General features: G+C 64.6%; 18 protein-coding genes and 3 tRNA genes. All 21 read right to left on the reverse strand.

What is annotated here, in order from left to right:
- Positions 1–32: 32 nt before the first annotated feature.
- Positions 33–1,544, reverse strand: coding sequence for a transcription termination factor NusA (gene nusA, locus DCO49_RS05925; protein WP_108769448.1), 1,512 nt, complete (start codon positions 1,542–1,544; stop codon positions 33–35).
- Positions 1,545–1,548: 4 nt separating this feature from the next.
- Entirely contained in the window at positions 1,549–2,139 is a 591-nt protein-coding gene (rimP, locus tag DCO49_RS05930) for a ribosome maturation factor RimP (RefSeq protein WP_108769449.1), read from the reverse strand.
- Positions 2,140–2,497: 358 nt separating this feature from the next.
- Positions 2,498–2,574 (reverse strand) — tRNA-Met (locus DCO49_RS05935).
- Between the two features lie 82 nt (positions 2,575–2,656).
- Positions 2,657–2,733 (reverse strand) — tRNA-Met (locus DCO49_RS05940).
- Positions 2,734–2,860: 127 nt separating this feature from the next.
- Positions 2,861–4,321 (reverse strand): NADH-quinone oxidoreductase subunit NuoN, encoded by a 1,461-nt coding sequence (nuoN, locus tag DCO49_RS05945; protein WP_079222602.1) that lies wholly within the window; start codon positions 4,319–4,321, stop codon positions 2,861–2,863.
- A gap of 15 nt (positions 4,322–4,336) precedes the next feature.
- A complete protein-coding gene (locus tag DCO49_RS05950) occupies positions 4,337–5,845 on the reverse strand; it encodes an NADH-quinone oxidoreductase subunit M (protein ID WP_108769450.1) in 1,509 nt (502 codons plus the stop codon).
- Between the two features lie 23 nt (positions 5,846–5,868).
- On the reverse strand, positions 5,869–8,040 hold the full coding sequence (gene nuoL, locus DCO49_RS05955) for an NADH-quinone oxidoreductase subunit L (protein WP_116863225.1): 2,172 nt from the start codon (positions 8,038–8,040) through the stop codon (positions 5,869–5,871).
- A 7-nt stretch (positions 8,041–8,047) separates the two neighbouring features.
- Positions 8,048–8,353 (reverse strand): NADH-quinone oxidoreductase subunit NuoK, encoded by a 306-nt coding sequence (nuoK, locus tag DCO49_RS05960; RefSeq protein WP_053519917.1) that lies wholly within the window; start codon positions 8,351–8,353, stop codon positions 8,048–8,050.
- Positions 8,350–9,009 (reverse strand): NADH-quinone oxidoreductase subunit J, encoded by a 660-nt coding sequence (locus tag DCO49_RS05965; RefSeq protein ID WP_116863226.1) that lies wholly within the window; start codon positions 9,007–9,009, stop codon positions 8,350–8,352. The genes nuoK and DCO49_RS05965 overlap by 4 nt, the downstream gene beginning before the upstream one ends.
- Before the next feature lie 9 nt (positions 9,010–9,018).
- On the reverse strand, positions 9,019–9,507 hold the full coding sequence (nuoI, locus tag DCO49_RS05970) for an NADH-quinone oxidoreductase subunit NuoI (RefSeq protein WP_005410456.1): 489 nt from the start codon (positions 9,505–9,507) through the stop codon (positions 9,019–9,021).
- Positions 9,508–9,510: 3 nt separating this feature from the next.
- Complete coding sequence (nuoH, locus tag DCO49_RS05975; protein ID WP_116863227.1) at positions 9,511–10,605, reverse strand: NADH-quinone oxidoreductase subunit NuoH; 1,095 nt, start codon at positions 10,603–10,605, stop codon at positions 9,511–9,513.
- On the reverse strand, positions 10,602–12,836 hold the full coding sequence (nuoG, locus tag DCO49_RS05980; protein WP_116863228.1) for an NADH-quinone oxidoreductase subunit NuoG: 2,235 nt from the start codon (positions 12,834–12,836) through the stop codon (positions 10,602–10,604). Before nuoG ends, nuoH begins: the two co-directional genes overlap by 4 nt.
- Positions 12,833–14,173 carry an NADH-quinone oxidoreductase subunit NuoF gene (gene nuoF / locus DCO49_RS05985; RefSeq protein WP_108750220.1) on the reverse strand — a complete coding sequence of 447 codons (1,341 nt, stop codon included), beginning with the start codon at positions 14,171–14,173 and terminating at the stop codon, positions 12,833–12,835. The genes nuoG and nuoF overlap by 4 nt, the downstream gene beginning before the upstream one ends.
- 4 nt (positions 14,174–14,177) lie before the next feature.
- Entirely contained in the window at positions 14,178–14,705 is a 528-nt protein-coding gene (nuoE, locus tag DCO49_RS05990) for an NADH-quinone oxidoreductase subunit NuoE (RefSeq protein ID WP_108769456.1), read from the reverse strand.
- Positions 14,706–14,802: 97 nt separating this feature from the next.
- Complete coding sequence (locus DCO49_RS05995; RefSeq protein WP_116863229.1) at positions 14,803–16,110, reverse strand: NADH-quinone oxidoreductase subunit D; 1,308 nt, start codon at positions 16,108–16,110, stop codon at positions 14,803–14,805.
- Positions 16,107–16,856, reverse strand: coding sequence for an NADH-quinone oxidoreductase subunit C (locus tag DCO49_RS06000; protein WP_116863230.1), 750 nt, complete (start codon positions 16,854–16,856; stop codon positions 16,107–16,109). The genes DCO49_RS05995 and DCO49_RS06000 overlap by 4 nt, the downstream gene beginning before the upstream one ends.
- 33 nt (positions 16,857–16,889) lie before the next feature.
- A complete protein-coding gene (locus DCO49_RS06005; protein ID WP_079222612.1) occupies positions 16,890–17,444 on the reverse strand; it encodes an NADH-quinone oxidoreductase subunit B in 555 nt (184 codons plus the stop codon).
- Entirely contained in the window at positions 17,435–17,791 is a 357-nt protein-coding gene (locus DCO49_RS06010) for an NADH-quinone oxidoreductase subunit A (RefSeq protein WP_079222613.1), read from the reverse strand. Before DCO49_RS06010 ends, DCO49_RS06005 begins: the two co-directional genes overlap by 10 nt.
- A gap of 110 nt (positions 17,792–17,901) precedes the next feature.
- Positions 17,902–17,986: transfer RNA gene (locus DCO49_RS06015), tRNA-Leu, on the reverse strand.
- 51 nt (positions 17,987–18,037) lie between these two features.
- Positions 18,038–18,475: a preprotein translocase subunit SecG gene (secG, locus tag DCO49_RS06020; RefSeq protein ID WP_108769459.1), complete on the reverse strand. Its 438-nt coding sequence runs from the start codon at positions 18,473–18,475 to the stop codon at positions 18,038–18,040.
- 33 nt (positions 18,476–18,508) lie between these two features.
- Positions 18,509–19,264, reverse strand: coding sequence for a triose-phosphate isomerase (gene tpiA / locus DCO49_RS06025; protein ID WP_116863231.1), 756 nt, complete (start codon positions 19,262–19,264; stop codon positions 18,509–18,511).
- Positions 19,265–19,522 lie beyond the last annotated feature (258 nt).

The raw sequence follows: 19,522 nt of genomic DNA on the forward strand, positions 1-19,522 counted from the left end.
CTGATCGGCTCAGGGCCCTGTTCATTGCCGGCTCATTCGCCGCGTTCCAGTCGGGCGATCTCCTCGGCACGCGCGGCCAGGATCAGCGCCGCGGCGCGCTCCTGGTCCAGCCCTTCGATGCCGAAGTCCATGACCTCGTCGGCGGCCAGGTCGGAAAGCTCCTCGCTGGTGCGCACGCCGTGGCCGGCCAACGCGTATGCGGTGGCTTCGTCCATGCCCTCAAGGGACAGCAGGTCCTGCGCCGGCTGGCCGTCTTCAAGGCCTTCCTCGACTGCCAGGGCCTCATTGAGCAGCGCATCGCGGGCACGAGCGCGCAGCTCTTCGACGATGTCCTCGTCGAAACCTTCCACGGCCAGCAGTTCGCCGACCGGGACATAAGCAATTTCTTCAACCGTACCGAAGCCTTCGCTGACCAGGATGCCGGCGATTTCCTCGTCGACTTCCAGCTTGTCCATGAACAGCTGGCGGGCCGACGACTGCTCGGCTTCCGACTTGGCGGTGACCTGGTCCTGGGTCATCACGTTCAGCTGCCAACCGGTCAGGCGGCTGGCCAGGCGCACGTTCTGGCCGCCCTTGCCGATGGCCTGGGCCAGGCGGTCTTCGGCCACGGCCAGATCCATCGAGTGCTTGTCTTCATCGACGATGATCGACTGCACTTCGGCCGGCGCCATCGCGTTGATGACGAAGTTGGCAGGGCTGTCGTTCCACAGCACGATGTCCACGCGCTCGCCATTGAGCTCGTTGGACACGGCCTGCACGCGCGAACCGCGCATGCCGATGCAGGCACCGATCGGATCGGTACGGGTATCGTGGGCCAGCACGGCGATCTTGGCGCGGTCGCCCGGGTCGCGGGCACAGGCCTTGATTTCCACCAGGCCCTGGCCGACTTCCGGCACTTCGAGCTTGAACAGCTCGATCATGAATTCCGGGGCGGCGCGGCTGATGAACAGCTGCGGGCCACGCGGTTCCGAACGCACTTCGGCCAGGTAGCCGCGCACGCGGTCACCAGCGCGCAGCACGTCGCGCGGGATGCCCTTGTCCTTCGGGATGAAACCTTCGGCGTTGCCGCCCAGGTCCACGTAGATGTTGCCGCGCTCGGCACGCTTGACCACACCGGTGATCAGCTCACCGACGCGATCCTTCCACGCATCGACGACCTGCTGGCGCTCGGCTTCGCGCACGCGCTGCACGATGACCTGCTTGGCAGCCTGGGCGGCGATGCGGCCGAAATCGGGGTTTTCGATCTGTTCTTCGATGTAGTCGCCGACGTCCACGCCTTCGGCTTCGTCGACGGCGTCCATCAGGCGGATCTGGCGGTCCGGCGATTCCATGACCACGTCATCGGCCACCACTTCCCAGCGGCGGTAGGTTTCGTAGCTGCCATCCTTGTGGTCGATGACCACGCGGGTCAGCACTTCCTCGTCGGCATAGCGCTTCTTCGCTGCGGACGCCAGGGCGGCCTCGATCGCATCGAAGATCACTTCACGCGGCACGCCCTTCTCGTTGGCGACCGCGTCCACTACCAGCAACAGTTCCTTGCTCATTGGCTCACTCCGCGCGCGGCTTCTTTGCCGCCGGCTCGTTGGAAGAAGAATTCTTGTCCGGCTTCGGACGCTTCGGCGCCGGGCCGGTCGGCTTGCTCGGGGCCAGGCCCAGGGCAACCCAGTCCGGCATGATCCGGGCCTTGTCGATGTTGTCGGCCGACACGACCACTTCGGTCTTGTCGACGATGAAGGTGATGGTGTCCGCAGCCTCGTCGGTCGCTTCGATGCGGCCCTGCAGGCGACGACGGTTGTCCTGCGGCAGCTTCAGCGTGACCTTGGCCATTTCGCCCAGGTGACGGCCGAACTGCTCCAGGTTGAACAGCGGACGGTCGACGCCCGGCGAAGACACTTCCAGCGTGTAGTTGCCGCTGATCGGGTCTTCGACGTCCATCTGCGCGGACACTTCGCGGCTCACGCGCTCGCAGTCGTCCACGTTGATGATGCGCTCGGGCTGTTCAGCCAGCGGCACGTCGATGTAAAGGCGCAGGGTCGCACCGCCGGGGGCCGGCAGATACTCAACGCCCAGCAGCTCCAGGCCCAGCGACACAACGGTCGGGCCGAGCAGATTCGCGATGTCGGTTGCCTTGTCGCTCACAGCCTGCCTTGATCTCTTGGTTGGGTGCCGGCCACGGCCGGCGGGGAAAACATGACGCCCCGGAAACGACAAAGGGCCCGCTGGGCCCCTTTTTCCGGAAAGACTCCGGTGACTGGATTCCGGTTGCAACGCGCTGCGTAAGCGTGTTGCGAGCCCTCCTTCCGGACCGGGTCTCCCGTGGGGGAGGCCGCCTTCAGGGGTACTGCCTAGGCCGCTGATGATAGCGGCTGCACCTCGCTGGTGCAAGGCTTGGACCGGCTTGCTGCACCGGCAGTCGAGCATGGCTCGACTCTACAAACAGGCGGAACCCCAAAGAAAAACGCCTTCGAAGCAGGACTTCGAAGGCGATCTCTTTACTTGGTAGCGGGGGCAGGATTTGAACCTGCGACCTTCGGGTTATGAGCCCGACGAGCTGCCAGACTGCTCCACCCCGCATCAGAAGCGGAATTATGAGGGATGGCTTCAAAACATGCAAGCTTTTCCTCATTCATCAAACCGGTTGGCGCCGATCTGAAGTTGGTAGCGGGGGCAGGATTTGAACCTGCGACCTTCGGGTTATGAGCCCGACGAGCTGCCAGACTGCTCCACCCCGCACCGGAAGTGTTTGAACTGCTGCCCTGCTCTTTCGAGGAGGGCTACCGCAACGATGTTCTGGCTGAACCGCTGCAGTGACAACTCAGGCTGCGCATATTACACGAAACGCGCAGCTTTGTGTCAACTTTTATGCAAGATGCGCAAATGCCTGCTGGCACCAGACCATGATCGGGTTCCAGGCCAGGCCCAGGGCCAGCAGCGCCAGGGCATTCACGCCCAGCACCACGCCCAGCACGCGGTCGTTGTTGCGCGGCATGGCCTCGCCCACCGGCTCATCGAAGTACATGACCTTGATGACGCGCAGGTAGTAGAAGCAGCCGACCACGGCGCACAGCACGCCGAGGATGGCCAGCCACAGCAGGCCGCCGTTGACGGCAGCGCCGAGCACGGCCAGCTTGGTCCAGAAGCCCAGGAACGGCGGGATGCCGGCCAGCGACGCCATGATGCACAGCACCAGGCCGGCCATCCACGGGTTGCGGGCGTTCAGGCCCTTGAAGTCCTCGATGTTCTCGGCTTCAAAGCCGGCGCGCGACAGGGCGATGATCGCACCGAAGGCGGCGGTGGACATGATGGCGTAGGCCAGTGCGTAGAACAGCGCGGCGGCATAGCCCTGCGCGCCGCCACCGGCGATGCCCATCAGCAGGAAGCCGATGTGCGACACGGTGGAGAACGCCAGCATGCGCTTGAGGTTGCTCTGCGCGATCGCCATCAGGTTGCCGATGACCAGCGACACGGCGGCCAAGCCGGCGATCAGCAGCTGCAGTTCGGTCGACAGCGGGCCCACGCCCATTTCCAGCAGGCGGTAGGCCATGCCGAAGGCGGCCAGCTTCGGTGCCGAGCTGATGAACAGCGCGATCGGCGCCGGGGCACCCTGGTAGACGTCGGGCAGCCACATGTGGAACGGAGCGGCACCCAGCTTGAAGGCCACGCCGGCGATCATGAAGACCGCACCGGTGATCAGCAGCACGCGCTCATCCGAATGCGGGATGGCGGCCTGGATGGCATCCAGGTGCAGGCTGCCGGTGGCGCCGTAGATCAGCGACATGCCGTACAGCAGCAGGCCCGACGCCAGCGAACCGAGCACGATGTACTTCATCGCCGCTTCCGAGGCCAGGCCGCTGTCGCGGTTGCTGGCGACCAGTGCGTAGGAGCACAGGGCCAGCAGTTCCAGGCCCAGGTAGACCATCAGCAGGCTGCCGGCCGAGACCAGGATCATCATGCCGGCGGTGCCGAACAGGATCAGCACCGGGATCTCGCCCTGGAACAGGTTGCGGTCGCGCAGGTAGCGCCAGCCGTAGACCAGGGTCAGGCCGCTGAGCAGCACGATCCCGGTCTTCATCACGTCCGCGGCGGTATCGCGCACGAACATGCCGTGGAAGACCTCACCCTGCCCGCCCACGCCGGTGGCGAGCATGAACAGCACCACGGCCAGTGCAGCGACCGAGAACAGGTGGGTGACGATCTTGTTCCGGTTGCTGACGAACAGATCGAGGATCATCAGGGCGAAGGCGCTGCCGATCAGCACCAGCTCGGGAGCGAGCGGTGGCAGGTCAGCGGCGGTCAATGGCAGCAGCGGCGAGGTGGTCATCATCAAATCCTGGAATTACAGCAGCTTGCTGGATGCGATCTGCATCGCCAGCTTCGCGATCGAGGGCTCCATCAGGTCGGTCAGCGGCTTGGGGTAGATGCCCAGCGCCAGCACGCCGATGGCGAACACGCTCAGCAGCGCCCATTCGCGGCCGTTGATGTCCTTCAGTTCGGCTACGTGGCTGTTGGCCACTTCGCCGAAGAAGATGCGCTTGTACAGCCACAGGGTGTAGGCCGCACCGATGATCAGGGTGGTGGCGGCGCCCAGGGCGATCCACGGATTGCGCTGGAACGCAGCCAGGATGACCATGAACTCACCGGCAAAACCACTGGTGCCCGGCAGGCCGGCATTGGCCATGAAGAACAGCATGGCGAAGGTGGCGAACCACGGCATCACGTTGACCACGCCGCCGTAATCGGCGATGCGGCGGCTGTGCATGCGGTCGTACAGCACGCCGACGCAGGAGAACATCGCACCGGACACGAAGCCGTGCGAGATCATCTGCACCATGGCGCCCTGCAGGCCCAGGCGGGCGGCATCGGCGTTGCCGGCTTCACGCACCAGCCACAGGGCGATGAAGGTGCCCAGGGTGACGAAGCCCATGTGCGCGATCGACGAATAGGCGATCAGCTTCTTCATGTCGTCCTGCACCAGGGCGACCAGACCGACGTAGATCACCGCGATCAGCGACAGCGCGATCACCAGCCAGGCCCACTCGTTGGACGCATCCGGAACGATCGGCAGGTTGAAGCGCAGGAAGCCGTAGCCACCGATCTTCAGGGCGATGGCGGCCAGGATCACCGAACCGGCGGTCGGCGCTTCCACGTGGGCGTCCGGCAGCCAGGTGTGCACCGGGAACATCGGCACCTTGACCGCGAAGGCGATCAGGAAGGCGAAGAAGATCCAGGTCTGTTCCTTGGCGCTCAGCGGCAGCGCGTACAGGTCGGCCAGCTGGAAGCTGCCACCCTTCATGTACAGGTAGATCAGCGCCACCAGCATCAGCACCGAGCCGAGGAAGGTGTACAGGAAGAACTTCATCGCGGCGTAGATGCGGCGCGGGCCGCCCCAGACACCGATGATGAGGAACATCGGGATCAGCATCGCCTCGAAGAACACGTAGAACAGCATCGCGTCCGTGGCCGAGAAGATGCCGACGGTGACGCCTTCCAGGATCAGGAAGGCCGCCACGTACTGGTTCACGCGCTTGTCGATCGCGCTCCAGGCACCCAGCAGGGCCAGCACGCCGACCAGGGTGGTCAGCAGGATCAGCGCGATGGCGATGCCATCCACGCCCAGGTTGTAGCCGATCTTGTACGCCGGGATCCACGCATGGGTCTCGACGAACTGCATGCCATCGGCAGCCGGGTTGTAGCCGCCGAGCAGCGAGAGACTCGCAACGAAGGTCAGCAGCGCCACGCCGATCGACGCCCAGCGGGCGGTCTGCGCATCACGGATCGCAAGGATCAGGGCACCGCCGAGGATCGGCAGCCAGATGAGGACACTGAGTAGGGGCCAGTTCGACACGTCTTCTTATTCCGTACAGGTCATCAACGCAGGTAATGCATCAGCACGCCCAGGAGGGCAATCAGGCCGATGATCATCGCGAAGGCGTAGTGATAGAGGAAACCGGATTGGGTACGACGCAGCACGCCGGCTGCGACGTCCACAACACGTGCCGAGAGATTGACCACGCCGTCGACGATGTTGCTGTCGATCCAGCGAGCGACCTTGCCGAGCTTGACGCTGCCACCGGCAAAACCGTCGATCCACAGCTTGTCGAAGCCGTACTTGTTTTCCAGCACCGAGACCAGCGGAGCAAAGGTCCTGCGGGCCTTGCCCGACAGGTCCGGCTTCCACAGGTAGAACAGCGCGGCCAGCAGGAAGCCTGCGACGGTCAGGAAGAACGGCGGCAGCATCATGCCGTGCAGCGCGAACGCCACCGGGCCATGGAACTCCTCGCCGAGGAAGGCCACGGTGTTCTTGGCCGGATCGTAGAAATCGACGATGCCGGTGAAGAACGTGGTCGCCTGGCCCTTGATCGCCTCGTGGGCGTGGTGGCCGGCCCAGTCGGTGCCGTGCAGCATCGGACCGATGCTGAAGAAACCGATGGCGATCGAGGGGATGGCCAGCAGGATCAGCGGCAGGGTCACCACCCACGGGGTTTCGTGCGGCTCATGCGGACCATGGCCATGGCCGTGGTCGTCATGTGCATCGCCGTGGTGCGCATCGGCGTGATGGGCATCGGCGGCATGATGGTCGTCATGGCCGTGGTCATCGTGGTGCGCGTCACGGAAGCGCTCCGGACCATGGAAGGTCAGGAACAGCAGGCGGAAGCTGTAGAAGCTGGTCACCAGCACGCCACCCAGCACTGCCCAGTAGCCGTAGGTGGCCACCCAGGTGTTCTGCATGTGGGCGTGGATCTCGGCCGCCTCGATGATGGTGTCCTTGGAATAGAAGCCGGAGAAGAACGGCGTACCGACCAGGGCCAGGGTACCGATCCACATGGTGATGAAGGTGATCGGCATGTACTTGCGCAGGCCGCCCATCTTGCGCATGTCCTGCTCGTGGTGCATCGCGATGATGACCGAGCCGGCACCCAGGAACAGCAGCGCCTTGAAGAAGGCGTGGGTCATCAGGTGGAACACGGCGGCCGAGTAGGCCGAGACGCCCAGCGCCACGGTCATGTAGCCGAGCTGGGACAGCGTCGAGTACGCAACCACGCGCTTGATGTCGTTCTGCACGATGCCGATCAGGCCGGTGAAGAACGCGGTGGTGGCACCGATGAAGAGGATGAAGTTCAGCGCGGTCTGCGACAGCTCGAACAGCGGCGACATGCGGGTGACCATGAAGATGCCTGCGGTCACCATCGTCGCGGCGTGGATCAGTGCCGAGATCGGGGTCGGGCCTTCCATCGAATCCGGCAGCCACACGTGCAGCGGGACCTGGGCCGACTTGCCCATGGCGCCGATGAACAGGCAGATGCAGATGACGGTCGCGATCGACCAGACCACCGGGTCGCTCAGCAGCTGCATGCCGAACACGGTGCCGTCCCAGATCTGCATCTTGGCTTCGGGGCTGGCCAGGGCGCCTGCCTGCGAGAAGACCTGCGAGTAGTCCAGGGTGCCGAACACCCACAGCACGCCGGCGATGCCCAGCAGGAAGCCGAAGTCACCGACGCGGTTGACCAGGAACGCCTTCATGTTGGCGAAGATCGCGGTCGGGCGCTTGAACCAGAAGCCGATCAGCAGGTACGACACCAGGCCCACCGCTTCCCAGCCGAAGAACAGCTGCAGGAAGTTGTTGCTCATCACCAGGGTGAGCATCGAGAAGGTGAACAGCGAGATGTAGCTGAAGAAGCGCTGGTAGCCCGGGTCTTCTTCCATGTAGCCGATGGTGTAGATGTGGACCAGCAGCGACACGAAGGTCACCACCACCATCATCATCGCGGTCAGCTTGTCGACCATGAAGCCGACATGGGCCGAGTACTGGCCGACTTCGAAGAAGGTGTACAGGTTCTGGTTGAACGGCTGTGCACCGCCCCAGACCAGCTGGTACAGCGTGTACATCGACAGGGCGCAGCTGATGGCCACGCCGAGGATGGTGACGGTCTGGGCGCCGAAGCGCTTGACCTGGCGACCGAACAGGCCGGCGATGATGCTGCCGAACAGCGGTGCAAGCACCACTGCGATCAACAGACTCTTGGAGAGAGTGATTTCCATCTGTGGATCAGCCCTTCAGCGAATCGACTTCGCCGACATTGATTGTGCGGCGTGTACGGAACAGGGTCACCAGGATCGCCAGGCCGATGGCGGCCTCGGCTGCGGCGACGGTCAGGATGAAGAACACGAACAGCTGGCCGGACGGATCGCCGAGCTGGCGCGAGAACCCGACAAAGTTGATGTTCACCGACAGCAGCATCAACTCGATGGACATCAGCAGGACGATGATGTTCTTGCGGTTGAGGAAGATGCCGGCAAGGCTGATGCAGAACAGCACCGCGCCCAGCGCCAGGATGTGGCCGAGAGTGATCATGCCTGGGTCTCCTCGTCGCCCGCGACCGGCTTGGTGTTGGTGTGGACCAGCGGCTGTTCGGCGTCCATCTTGACCACGCGCAGACGCTGCGAGGCCTTGACCATGGTCTGGTCACCCGGGTTCTGGCTCTTCACGCCGGTACGGCGACGCAGGGTCAGCATGACGGCGGCAACCACGGCCACGGTCAGGATCACGGCGGCGAACTCGAACGGCAGCAGGAACTCGGTGAACAGGCTGCGTGCCAGCCAGGTGATGTTGGACGTGTCCGCGGCCAGGGCCGCAGCGTTGTCCGCCGGGAAGGCGTTGACCGCCCTGCCCTTCACCCCGATCAGGATCAGCATCTGCACCAGCATCGCCACGGCCACGATCAGGCCGACCGGAAGGTAGCGCACCCAGCCCTCACGCAGGTTCGTGGGATCGATGTCGAGCATCATCACCACGAACAGGAACAGCACCATCACCGCGCCGACGTAGACCAGCACCAGGGCGACACCGAGGAACTCGGCACCGACCAGCAGCCACACGCAGGCGATGGAGAAGAAGGTCAGCACCAGGCAGAGCACGGCGTGAACCGGGTTGCGCACGCTGATCACCGCACCGGCCGAAACCGTTGCCGCGATGGCGAACACCCAGAAAGCGAAATTTACCCAATCCATCTCTCGACCTCAGCGGTAAGCGGCATCGGCGGCACGACGCTCGGCGATCTCGTTTTCGAGACGATCGCCAAGGGCCAGCAGCTGCGGCTTGGTAACGATGTTTTCGCCACGGTTCTCGAAGTGGTACTCGAGGATGTGGGTTTCGACGATCGAGTCCACCGGGCAGCTTTCTTCGCAGAAGCCGCAGAAGATGCACTTGAACAGATCGATGTCGTAGCGGGTGGTACGGCGGGTGCCGTCCTCGCGCTTGGCCGAGTCGATGGTGATGGCCAGTGCCGGGCACACCGCTTCGCACAGCTTGCAGGCGATGCAGCGCTCTTCACCGTTGGGGTAACGGCGCAGGGCGTGCAGGCCACGGAAGCGCGGCGACTGCGGGAACTTCTCCATCGGGTACATCATCGTGTACTTCGGCTTGAAGCTGTACTTCAGCGTCAGCCAGAGACCGGCCAGCAGTTCGAGCAGCAGCAGGCTCTTGAAGTAATGGGTAATCCTGTTCATCACTTAGACGCCCTTTTGAATCACGCCGAAGAACACCATGACGGCGGTAACCGCGATCCACAGAATGGCCAGCGGGATGAAGACCTTCCAGCCCAGGCGCATGATCTGGTCATAGCGGAAGCGCGGGAAGCTGGCACGGAACCAGATGTAGGCACTGGCGAAGAAGAACACCTTGACGAACAGCCACGGTGCACCGCCCTTCCAGATCCAGTCGACCAACGGCGAGACATCGCCGAAGTTCACCCAGCCCTGGATCGGGCTCAGCCAGCCACCGAGGAAGAAGATCGAGATCAGGAAGCTGATCAGGATCATGTTCGCGTACTCGGCCAGGAAGAACAGGGCGAAGGCACCGCCGGAGTATTCGACCATGTGGCCGGCGACGATTTCCGATTCGCCTTCCACCACGTCGAACGGGGCGCGGTTGGTTTCAGCCACGCCCGACACCCAGTAGATGACAAACAGCGGGAACAGCGGCAGCAGGAACCAGTCGAAGAAACCGGAGCTGCCGGCCTGTGCCATGACGATGCTGCTCAGGTTCAGGCTGCCCGAAGCGATCATCACGCCGACGAGGGCGAAGCCCATCGCGATTTCGTAGCTGATCATCTGCGCCGAGGCGCGCATGGCGCCCAGGAATGCGTACTTCGAGTTGGATGCCCAACCGGCCAGGATGATGCCGTAGATGCCCAGCGAGGTCATCGCCAGCAGGTACAGCAGGCCAGCGTTGGCGTTGGACAGCACGATCTGCGAGTCGAAGGGCACCACCGACCAGGCGGCAAACGCCGGGGCCAGGGTGATCAGCGGGGCCAGCAGGTAGATCGCCTTGTTGGCGCTGCTGGGCTGGACCACTTCCTTGAACAGCAGCTTGAAGACGTCGGCGAAGGCCTGGAAGACGCCCATGCCCACGTACATCGGGCCGTGGCGGACGTGCATCCAGCCGATCAGCTTGCGTTCCCAGACCACGTAGAAGGCCACCGAGACGATCACCGGCACGGTGATCACCAGGATCTTCAGGATGATCCAGATCAGCGCGCCGATATCACCGAGGGCAAGCAGCCACTGGTGCAGCGGGTCGACCGCGTTCAACAGCAATTCGTTCATGCAGCCACCACCGATACGCGAGCGGCACCCAGCGGCGCGGTCGCGCCGTGGCCCGATTCAATCCAGACCGAACCCGCAGCGACGCGGGCGTCGACCACCACCGGCAGGGTGGCCTTGCCGGCATCGGTGCCGACCTTGGCCATCTGCCCTTCCTGCAGCTGCAGGCGCGCGGCATCGTCAGCGTTCAGCACGATGCGCGGGGCGTTGTTGAGCGGATGCGACTGCAGCGCCGGCGCGCGACGGACCACCGCATCGGTGCGGTAGATCGCAGCGGTCGAAGCCACTTCCAGGCCTTCGCCTTCAACGGCCGGCTGGGCCGAGGCCGCCACGGGAACCGACACCGGCGCCAGGCTGGCACGCAGGCCGGCCAGGTCGGTGAAGTCGAAACCGGCCAGCGCCATCTCGCCGCCCAGTGCGCGCAGCACGCGCCAGCCCTCGCGGGCCTCGCCCGGCAGCTTGCCGCCGGCACGGGCCGACTGCTCGCGACCATCGAGGTTGGTCAGGGTGGCGTCGATTTCCGGCAGCGCGCCGATCGGCAGGATGACGTCGGCAACGTCGCGGGTGGAGACGCAGGCGAACTGGCTGAAGGCCACCACCTTGGCACCGACCAGCGCCTTGCGCGCGGCCGGGGCATCGGCGAAGTCCAGGCCCGGCTCGAGGCCGTACACCACGTAGGCCTGGCGCGGCTGCGCCAGCATGGTGGCCACGTCCTTGCCGGCCGGCAGCACGCCGGCGCGGGTCAGGCCCACGGCATTGGCGCCCTGCGGGATGCGGCACAGCTTGGCGCCGGTGGCGGCAGCGAAGTCACGCGCAGCGGCGCGGATCGCGGCGGCCTGCGGGTGGTTCTCGGCGATGCCACCGACGATCAGCACGGTGTTGGTACCGCCCTGCACTGCCGAACGCAGCTCTTCGCTGGCCAGCGCGTCGACGAACTTCGACGGGGCGACGATCTGCTTGCCGGCGATGCTGAAGGCGAAGTCGAAGTCCACCGGGTTGACGACGTGGATCTTCGCGCCCTTGGTGGTCTGCGCCTTGCGCAGGCGGGCGTGCAGCAGCGGCAGTTCGTGGCGGATGTTGCTGCCCAGAACCACGATGCGGTCGGCGCCTTCGATCTCGGCCAGCGGCAGGCCGAACACTTCGGCGGTTGCAGCGTCGGAGAAGTCGCGGTTGTTGATGCGGTGGTCGATGTTGTTCGAGCCCAGGCCCTTGGCCAGGCGGGCCAGCAGCGCGCCTTCCTCGTTGGAGGTCGAGGGGTGCACCAGCACGCCCAGGTGGTCACCCTGGTGGGCCTTCAGGATCTCGGCAGCCGCGGCCAGGCCTTCGGCCCAGCTCACTTCCTGCCACTCGCCGTTGACCTTGCGCAGCGGCTTGACCGCACGGTCTTCGCTGTACAGGCCCTGGTGCGAGTAGCGGTCACGGTCGGACAGCCAGCACTCGTTCACGGCTTCGTTGTCGCGCGGCACGGTACGCAGCACTTCGCCGCGACGCACGTGCAGGAACAGGTTCGAACCCATGGCGTCGTGGTAGCCCAGCGATTCGCGCGCGGTCAGTTCCCACGGACGGGCGCGGAACTGGAACACCTTGTTGGTCAGCGCGCCGACCGGGCAGACGTCGACGACGTTGCCGGACAGCTCGGTGGTCAGCGGCTTGCCGTCGTAGGTACCGATCTGCAGGTTCTCGCCGCGGTACATGCCACCCAGTTCATAGGTGCCTGCCACGTCGGCGGTGAAGCGCACACAGCGGGTGCACTGGATGCAGCGGGTCATCTCGGTGGCGACCAGCGGACCCATGTCCTCGTCCGGCACCACGCGCTTGCGCTCGTTGAAGCGGCTGACCGAACGGCCATAGCCCAGCGAGACGTCCTGCAGCTCGCACTCACCGCCCTGGTCGCAGATCGGGCAATCCAGCGGGTGGTTGATGAGCAGGAACTCCATCACCGAACGCTGGAACTTGAGCGCCTTCTCACTGCGGGTGGCGACCTTCATGCCGTCCATCACCGGGGTGGCGCAGGCCGGCGCCGGCTTCGGCGACTTCTCCACGTCCACCAGGCACATGCGGCAGTTGGCGGCGATCGGCAGCTTCTCGTGGTAGCAGAAGCGCGGAATGGAGATGCCGGCCTTGTCGGCGGCCTGGATGATCATCGAGCCCTTGGGCACGACCAGCGACTTGCCATCGATCTCGATGGTGACGTGATCGGGTGGGACACTCGGATTTACGGGTTGCGCGCTCATGCAGCGGCTGCCTCCACCTTCTTGCCGTCAACCATCGAATGACCGTTGACGATGTAGTACTCGAACTCGTCCCAGAACTGGCGCAGGAAGCCCTGGATGGGCCATGCAGCCGCTTCGCCGAACGCACAGATGGTGTGGCCTTCGATCTGGCCGGCCACCGCCTTCAGCTGGTGCAGGTCTTCCATCGTGGCCTTGCCGGCGACGATGCGCTCCAGCACGCGGTGCATCCAGCCGGTGCCTTCACGGCACGGGGTGCACTGACCGCAGGATTCCTTGTGGAAGAACTGACTGATGCGGCAGGCGAACTTGACGCAGCAGACGCTGTCATCCAGCACCACGACGGCGCCCGAACCCAGGCCGGAGCCCAGCGCACGGATGGTGTCGTAGTCCATCGGCAGGCCCTTCAGCTCGGCCGCGGTCAGCACCGGCATCGACACGCCGCCCGGGATCGCGCCCTTCAGGGTGCGGCCCGGACGCAGGCCACCGGCCATTTCCAGCAGGTCGTCGAAGGTGGTGCCCAGCGGCACTTCGAAGTTGCCGCCGTTCTGCACGCAGCCGGAGACCGAGAAGCACTTCGGGCCACCGTTGCCGGTCAGGCTCAGGCCCTTGAACCACTCCGGACCGTTGCGGATGATCGCCGGCACCGAACCGTAGGTTTCGGTGTTGTTGATCGTCGACGGCTTGCCGTACAGGCCGAAGTTCGCCGGGAACGGCGGCTTGTAGCGCGGCTGGCCCTTCTTGCCTTCCAGCGATTCCATCAGCGCGGTTTCTTCGCCGCAGATGTAGGCGCCGGCGCCCAGGGCACCGTAGATGTCGATGTCCACGCCCGAGCCCATCACGTTCTTGCCCAGCCAGCCATTTGCATAGGCATCGGCCAGGGCCTGTTCGAAGTGCTCGAACGGCTCGTGGTGGAACTCACCGCGCAGGTAGTTGTAGCCCACGGTCGAGCCGGTGGCGTAGCAGGCAATTGCCATGCCTTCCACGACCGAATGCGGGTTGTAGCGCAGGATGTCGCGGTCCTTGCAGGTGCCCGGCTCGGATTCATCCGAGTTGCAGAGGATGTACTTCTGCATGTTGCCCTTGGGCATGAAGGACCACTTCAGGCCGGTCGGGAAGCCAGCGCCACCGCGGCCGCGCAGGCCCGAGGCCTTGACCATCTCGATGACCTGCTCCGGCGGGATCTTCTCTTCGAGGATCTTGCGCAGGGCGGCGTAGCCACCGGTCTTCAGGTAGCTTTCGTACGACCACGGGGTGTCGTAATGCAGGGTGGTATAGACCACCTGGTGCGGCAGCGGCGCGGGGCCGACCGGACCCTTGGATTCGTGGTGATGTGCCATGCCCTTACTCCAGCCCATCCAGCAGCTCGTCGACCTTTTCAAGGGTCAGACGCTCATGGTAATGACCGTTGATGACCATCATCGGTGCACCACCGCAGCCTGCCAGGCACTCCTCCTCGCGCTTGAGGTAGACGCGGCCGTCCGGGGTGGACTGGCCGTGCTTGATGCCCAGCTTCTTCTCGCAATGGCGCACGATGTCCTCGGCGCCATTGAGCCAGCAGCTGATGTTGGTGCAGATGGCCACGTTGTTGCGGCCCACCTTCTCGGTCTCGAACATCGAGTAGAAGCTGGCGACCTCATAGGCCCACACCGGCGGCAGATCCAGGTACTTGGCCACGCCGGCGATCAGCTCGTCGGTCAGCCAGCCCTGGTTCTGCTCCTGGGCCGCATGCAGGCCCTGCAGCACGGCAGAGCGCTTGCGGTCCGGCGGGAACTTGGACAGCCAGTGATCGATGTGAGCGCGCGTCTTGTCGCTCAACACCACCATCGGGTCGACGTCGCGCGCCGTCTCGAAATTACCTGTCGCCTTCATCGGCCGACCTCAGCGAAATGCATAACGTGAAATTGCAGAAACTGCGGCGCCGGCTTGCGCCGGCTGCCTGCAGCAGGCGTTGGCTTGGCAGACGTCATTACCGGTCAACCTCGCCGAACACCAGATCGTAGGTGCCGATCATCGCCACCACGTCGGCCAGCATGTGGCCGCGCACGATCGAATCGATCGAGGACAGGTGGGCGAAGCCCGGCGCGCGCAGGTGCACGCGGAAAGGCTTGTTGGCGCCATCGGAGACCAGGTAGCAGCCGAACTCACCCTTCGGGGCTTCCACCGCCGAATAGGTTTCGCCGGCCGGCACGCAGTAGCCTTCGCTGAACAGCTTGAAGTGATGGATCAGCGCTTCCATGTCGTCCTTCATGTCCTCGCGGCTGGGCGGCGCGACCTTGAAGTTCTTCACCATCACCGGGCCCGGGTTGGCCTTCAGCCACGCCACGCACTGCTTGATGATGCGGTTGGACTCACGCATTTCCGCCACGCGGCACAGGTAGCGATCGTAGCAGTCGCCTTCCTTGCCCAGCGGGATGTCGAAATCGACGGCATCGTACTTGGCGTACGGACGCTTCTTGCGCAGGTCCCAGGCAACGCCCGAGCCGCGCAGCATCACGCCGGTCATGCCCCACTGGTGGGCCAGTTCCGGGCTGACCACGCCGATGCCGACCGTACGCTGCTTCCAGATACGGTTGTCGGTCAGCAGGGTTTCGTATTCGTCGACGCGACCCGGGAACTCGTTGGTGAAGTTCTCCAGGAAGTCCAGCAGCGAGCCTTCACGCGAAGCATTGAGCTGCTTCAGCGCCTTGCCCTTGTGCCAGCGCGATTCCTTGTACTTCGGCATGTGGTCCGGCAGGTCGCGGTAGACGCCGCCCGGACGGTAGTAGGCCGCGTGCATGCGCGCGCCGGAGACTGCTTCGTAGCAGTCCATCAGCTCTTCGCGCTCACGGAAGGCATACAGCATGACCGCCATCGCACCCAGATCGAGCGCGTTGGAACCCAGCCACATCAGGTGGTTCAGGATGCGGGTGATTTCGTCGTACATCGTGCGGATGTACTGCGCGCGTTCCGGCGCCTCGATGCCCATCAGGGTTTCGATCGAGCGCACGTAGGCGTGCTCGTTGCACATCATCGACACGTAGTCCAGGCGATCCATGTAGCCGATCGACTGGTTGAAAGGCTTGGACTCGGCCAGCTTTTCGGTACCACGGTGCAGCAGGCCGACGTGCGGGTCGGCGCGCATGATGGTTTCGCCGTCCATTTCCAGGATCAGGCGCAGTACACCGTGAGCGGCCGGATGCTGCGGGCCGAAGTTCATGGTGTAGTTGCGGATTTCCTGCCGGCTTTCGGCGGCGTTGCTGGCGAAGGCTTCGCCGGCCTGGTGTACGTGGCTCACTTCACTGCCTCCTGCGCGCGCTCACCTTCTGCGGTCTGCAGACGGGCGTCGTCGCGGATCACGCGCGGCACGCCGACGCGCGGCTCCACCGAGGTGACCGGTTCGTAGATCACGCGCTTCTTTTCTTCGTCGTAGCGGACTTCGACGTTGCCGATCAGCGGGAAGTCCTTGCGGAACGGATGGCCGACGAAACCGTAGTCGGTCAGGATCCGGCGCAGGTCCGGGTGACCTTCGAAGATCACGCCGTACAGGTCGAACGCTTCGCGCTCGAACCAGTTCAGGCCCGGCCAGATGCCGGTCAGCGAGGACACCACCGGCAGTGCTTCGTCAGGGGCGAAGCAGCGCAGGTGCAGCATCAGGTTGTGCTGGTAGGAGCGCAGCTGGGCGACTACGGCGAAACGCTGGGTCGGCATGTGCTGCGGGCTCGCGCCGTAGGCACCGTTTTCCTCGGTGGGGAACTCGCCCCACGCGAAACGGCCCTGGGCCTTGCCTTCGACGCCACGGCTGAAGCCCTGCGAGGACACGTCAACGGTGTCCCATTCGTCGGAGCCATAACCGAGGTAATCGACGCCGCAGAGATCCACGGCCTGCTCGAAACCAAACTCGTCACGCAGCGCCAGCGCGGTGGCATGCCACTCGGCGGCAGGCACCTCCAGCGTCACTTCGCCGCGGGGTTCGACCACGATGACCTTCGCACCAGCGAAACGTGCGGAGAGTCGGTCGATGAAGGATGCTTGCTCTGCCATGGGGGCTTGGCGCGCTCTTGTAGTGTGGAAGGGTCAGCGGGCGATGGTCTGTGTACGCCAGATCTTCTTCTGCAGCTGCAGGATCCCGTACACCAGCGCCTCGGCGGTCGGCGGGCAGCCCGGGACGTAGACGTCCACCGGCACCACGCGATCACAGCCGCGCACGACAGAATAGGAGTAATGGTAGTAGCCGCCGCCGTTGGCGCAGCTGCCCATCGAGATGACCCACTTCGGGTCCGGCATCTGGTCGTAGACCTTGCGCAGTGCCGGGGCCATCTTGTTGACTAGGGTACCGGCCACGATCATCACGTCGGACTGACGCGGCGACGGGCGGAACACCACGCCGTAGCGGTCAAGGTCCAGGCGCGCGGCGCCGGCGTGCATCATCTCGACCGCGCAGCAGGCCAGACCGAAGGTCATCGGCCACATCGAGCCGGTGCGCGCCCAGTTCAGCAGTGCGTCGACGCTGGTGGTGACGAAGCCCTTTTCCAGCAGCGGGTTGTCGCCCTCCGGCCGCAGGATGTCATCAACCCGCCCTTCCGGGACCGGATTGTTCATGAGGCCATCGAGAGTCTGAATCACTCCCATTCCAGCGCTCCCTTCTTCCAGACGTAAATGAAACCGAGGAACAGCATGCCGACGAACAGGCCCATGGTGACGAGCGAACGGGCGCCCAGCTCCATGAAGACCTGGGTCCACGGCACGATGAAGATGATTTCCAGGTCGAAGACGATGAACTGGATCGCGATCAGGTAGTAGCGCACGTCGAACTTCATGCGCGCGTCTTCGAAGGCCTCGAAGCCGCACTCGTACGGCGAGAGCTTTTCCAGATCGGGGCGGCGGGGACCGAGGAATCGACCGATCAGCATCAGCGTGATGCCGATACCGGTCGCGACGATCAGAAACAGCAGAGACGGCAAATATTCGGCCAGCACAGCGATTCTCTCTTGCCTCTGCCGCCGCGCCTGCAGGCGCTTTGGCATGGGGGAGTGGACGGGAAACGGCTGGCGCATTGCGCGCCAGGAGAACCCGCTTTACTTACAAATGGTGCCCAAGAGGGGACTCGAACCCCTACGACCTAAGTCGCTACCACCTCAAGGTAGTGCGTCTACCAATTCCGCCACCTGGGCAAACGATCACATCAGTCAGATAACCCGATGCGCCGCATATTGTAACCGTCTTCAGTCTTTCTGGGAGCCTTCCGAAGGCTTTTCTTCACCAGAAACCGAAGATTCCGCCTGAGCCGGCACATTCGCAGCCGGAACCGGGGCGACCGGGACCGCATCGGCCTTCGGAACGGCCGGGAGTTCACCTGCCGGAGCGGCCGGAGCGCTGGCCGCCGGAGCGGACATCAGGCCCAGATCCTGGTCGGCCGCCGGACGGCTGCCGTGGCCGGCATACCAGGCCATGAAGAGGCTGATGCCGAAGAACACGACGGCCAGCCACTTGGTCGACTTGGACAGGAAGTTGGACGCGCCACGCGCGCCGAACACGGTGCCCGAGGCGCCTGCGCCGAAGCCCGAACCAGCCGCCGCACCCGAACCACGCTGCATCAGGATGAGCGCGATCATGGCCACGGCCACGAGCACGTAGACGACATTGAGGATCAACATCAGCATTGGGAATCCGCCCTCGGACAATACTTACTAGGATTAGTTCGCGACCGCCGCCTCCGCGATGGCCAGGAAGTCCGCGGCCACCAGGGAGGCGCCGCCGACCAGCCCACCATCGACATCCGGCTGCGCGAACAGTTCCCCGGCATTGTCGGGCTTCACGCTGCCGCCGTAAAGAATGGGCAGTGAATCAGCGATTCTAGCATCGATGCGCGCCACTTCGCCACGGATGAACGCGTGGACCTGCTGCGCCTGTTCCTTGCTGGCGGTCTTGCCGGTACCGATGGCCCAGACCGGCTCGTAGGCGACCACGGCAGTGGCGAAGCCCTCGCCCCCGACCAGGGCCAGCACCGGGGCCAGCTGTCCGGCGATGACGGCCTCGGTCCGCCCGGCCTCGCGTTGTTCCAGGGTCTCGCCGACGCAAAGCACCGGCACCAGGCCGGCATGCAGGGCGGCGGCGAACTTGCGCGCGACCAGCTCGCTGCTTTCATTGTGGTACTGGCGGCGCTCGGAGTGACCGACCAGGCCGTAGCGGGCACCGACCTCATGCAGCATGGCGGCGCAGACCTCACCGGTGTAGGCGCCCTTCTCGTTGCTGCTGACGTCCTGGGCACCGAACATCAGGCCGGTCTCGCCGAAGTCCTCGACCAGCTCCCCCAGGTAGGGCAGCGGCGGCAGGATCACCACCTCGACCCCGGCCTTGGGCAGCCCCGCAGCCACCTGGCCCAGCAGGTCAGTGGCGAATTGACGGCTGCCGTGCAGCTTCCAGTTTCCGGCGACGATCTTGCGGCGCATGAGCGGGTGGCTCCTGTATGAAGTCAGCCGCCCATGATACCCGTTACGGCAAAAACCCGTTTGCTTGTAAGCGGTTACATGGATTTTCAGCGAACGGCGCGGCCCCTCGTGGCGGGTCGGTTGGGTTGGGTGGGGTTGGGTTGGTCGCGAACGGCCCGGCTGGATTCGTTGGCTTGGCCGGGCGGGTGGGCTGCGCAGGGGACGCTGCAAGTACGTCCCTGTAAGCTCGGTCGCCGCTTCCATGCGGCTCACGCCCCT

This window comes from Stenotrophomonas sp. SPM, from assembly GCF_003105135.1.
Classification (GTDB): Bacteria; Pseudomonadota; Gammaproteobacteria; order Xanthomonadales; family Xanthomonadaceae; genus Stenotrophomonas.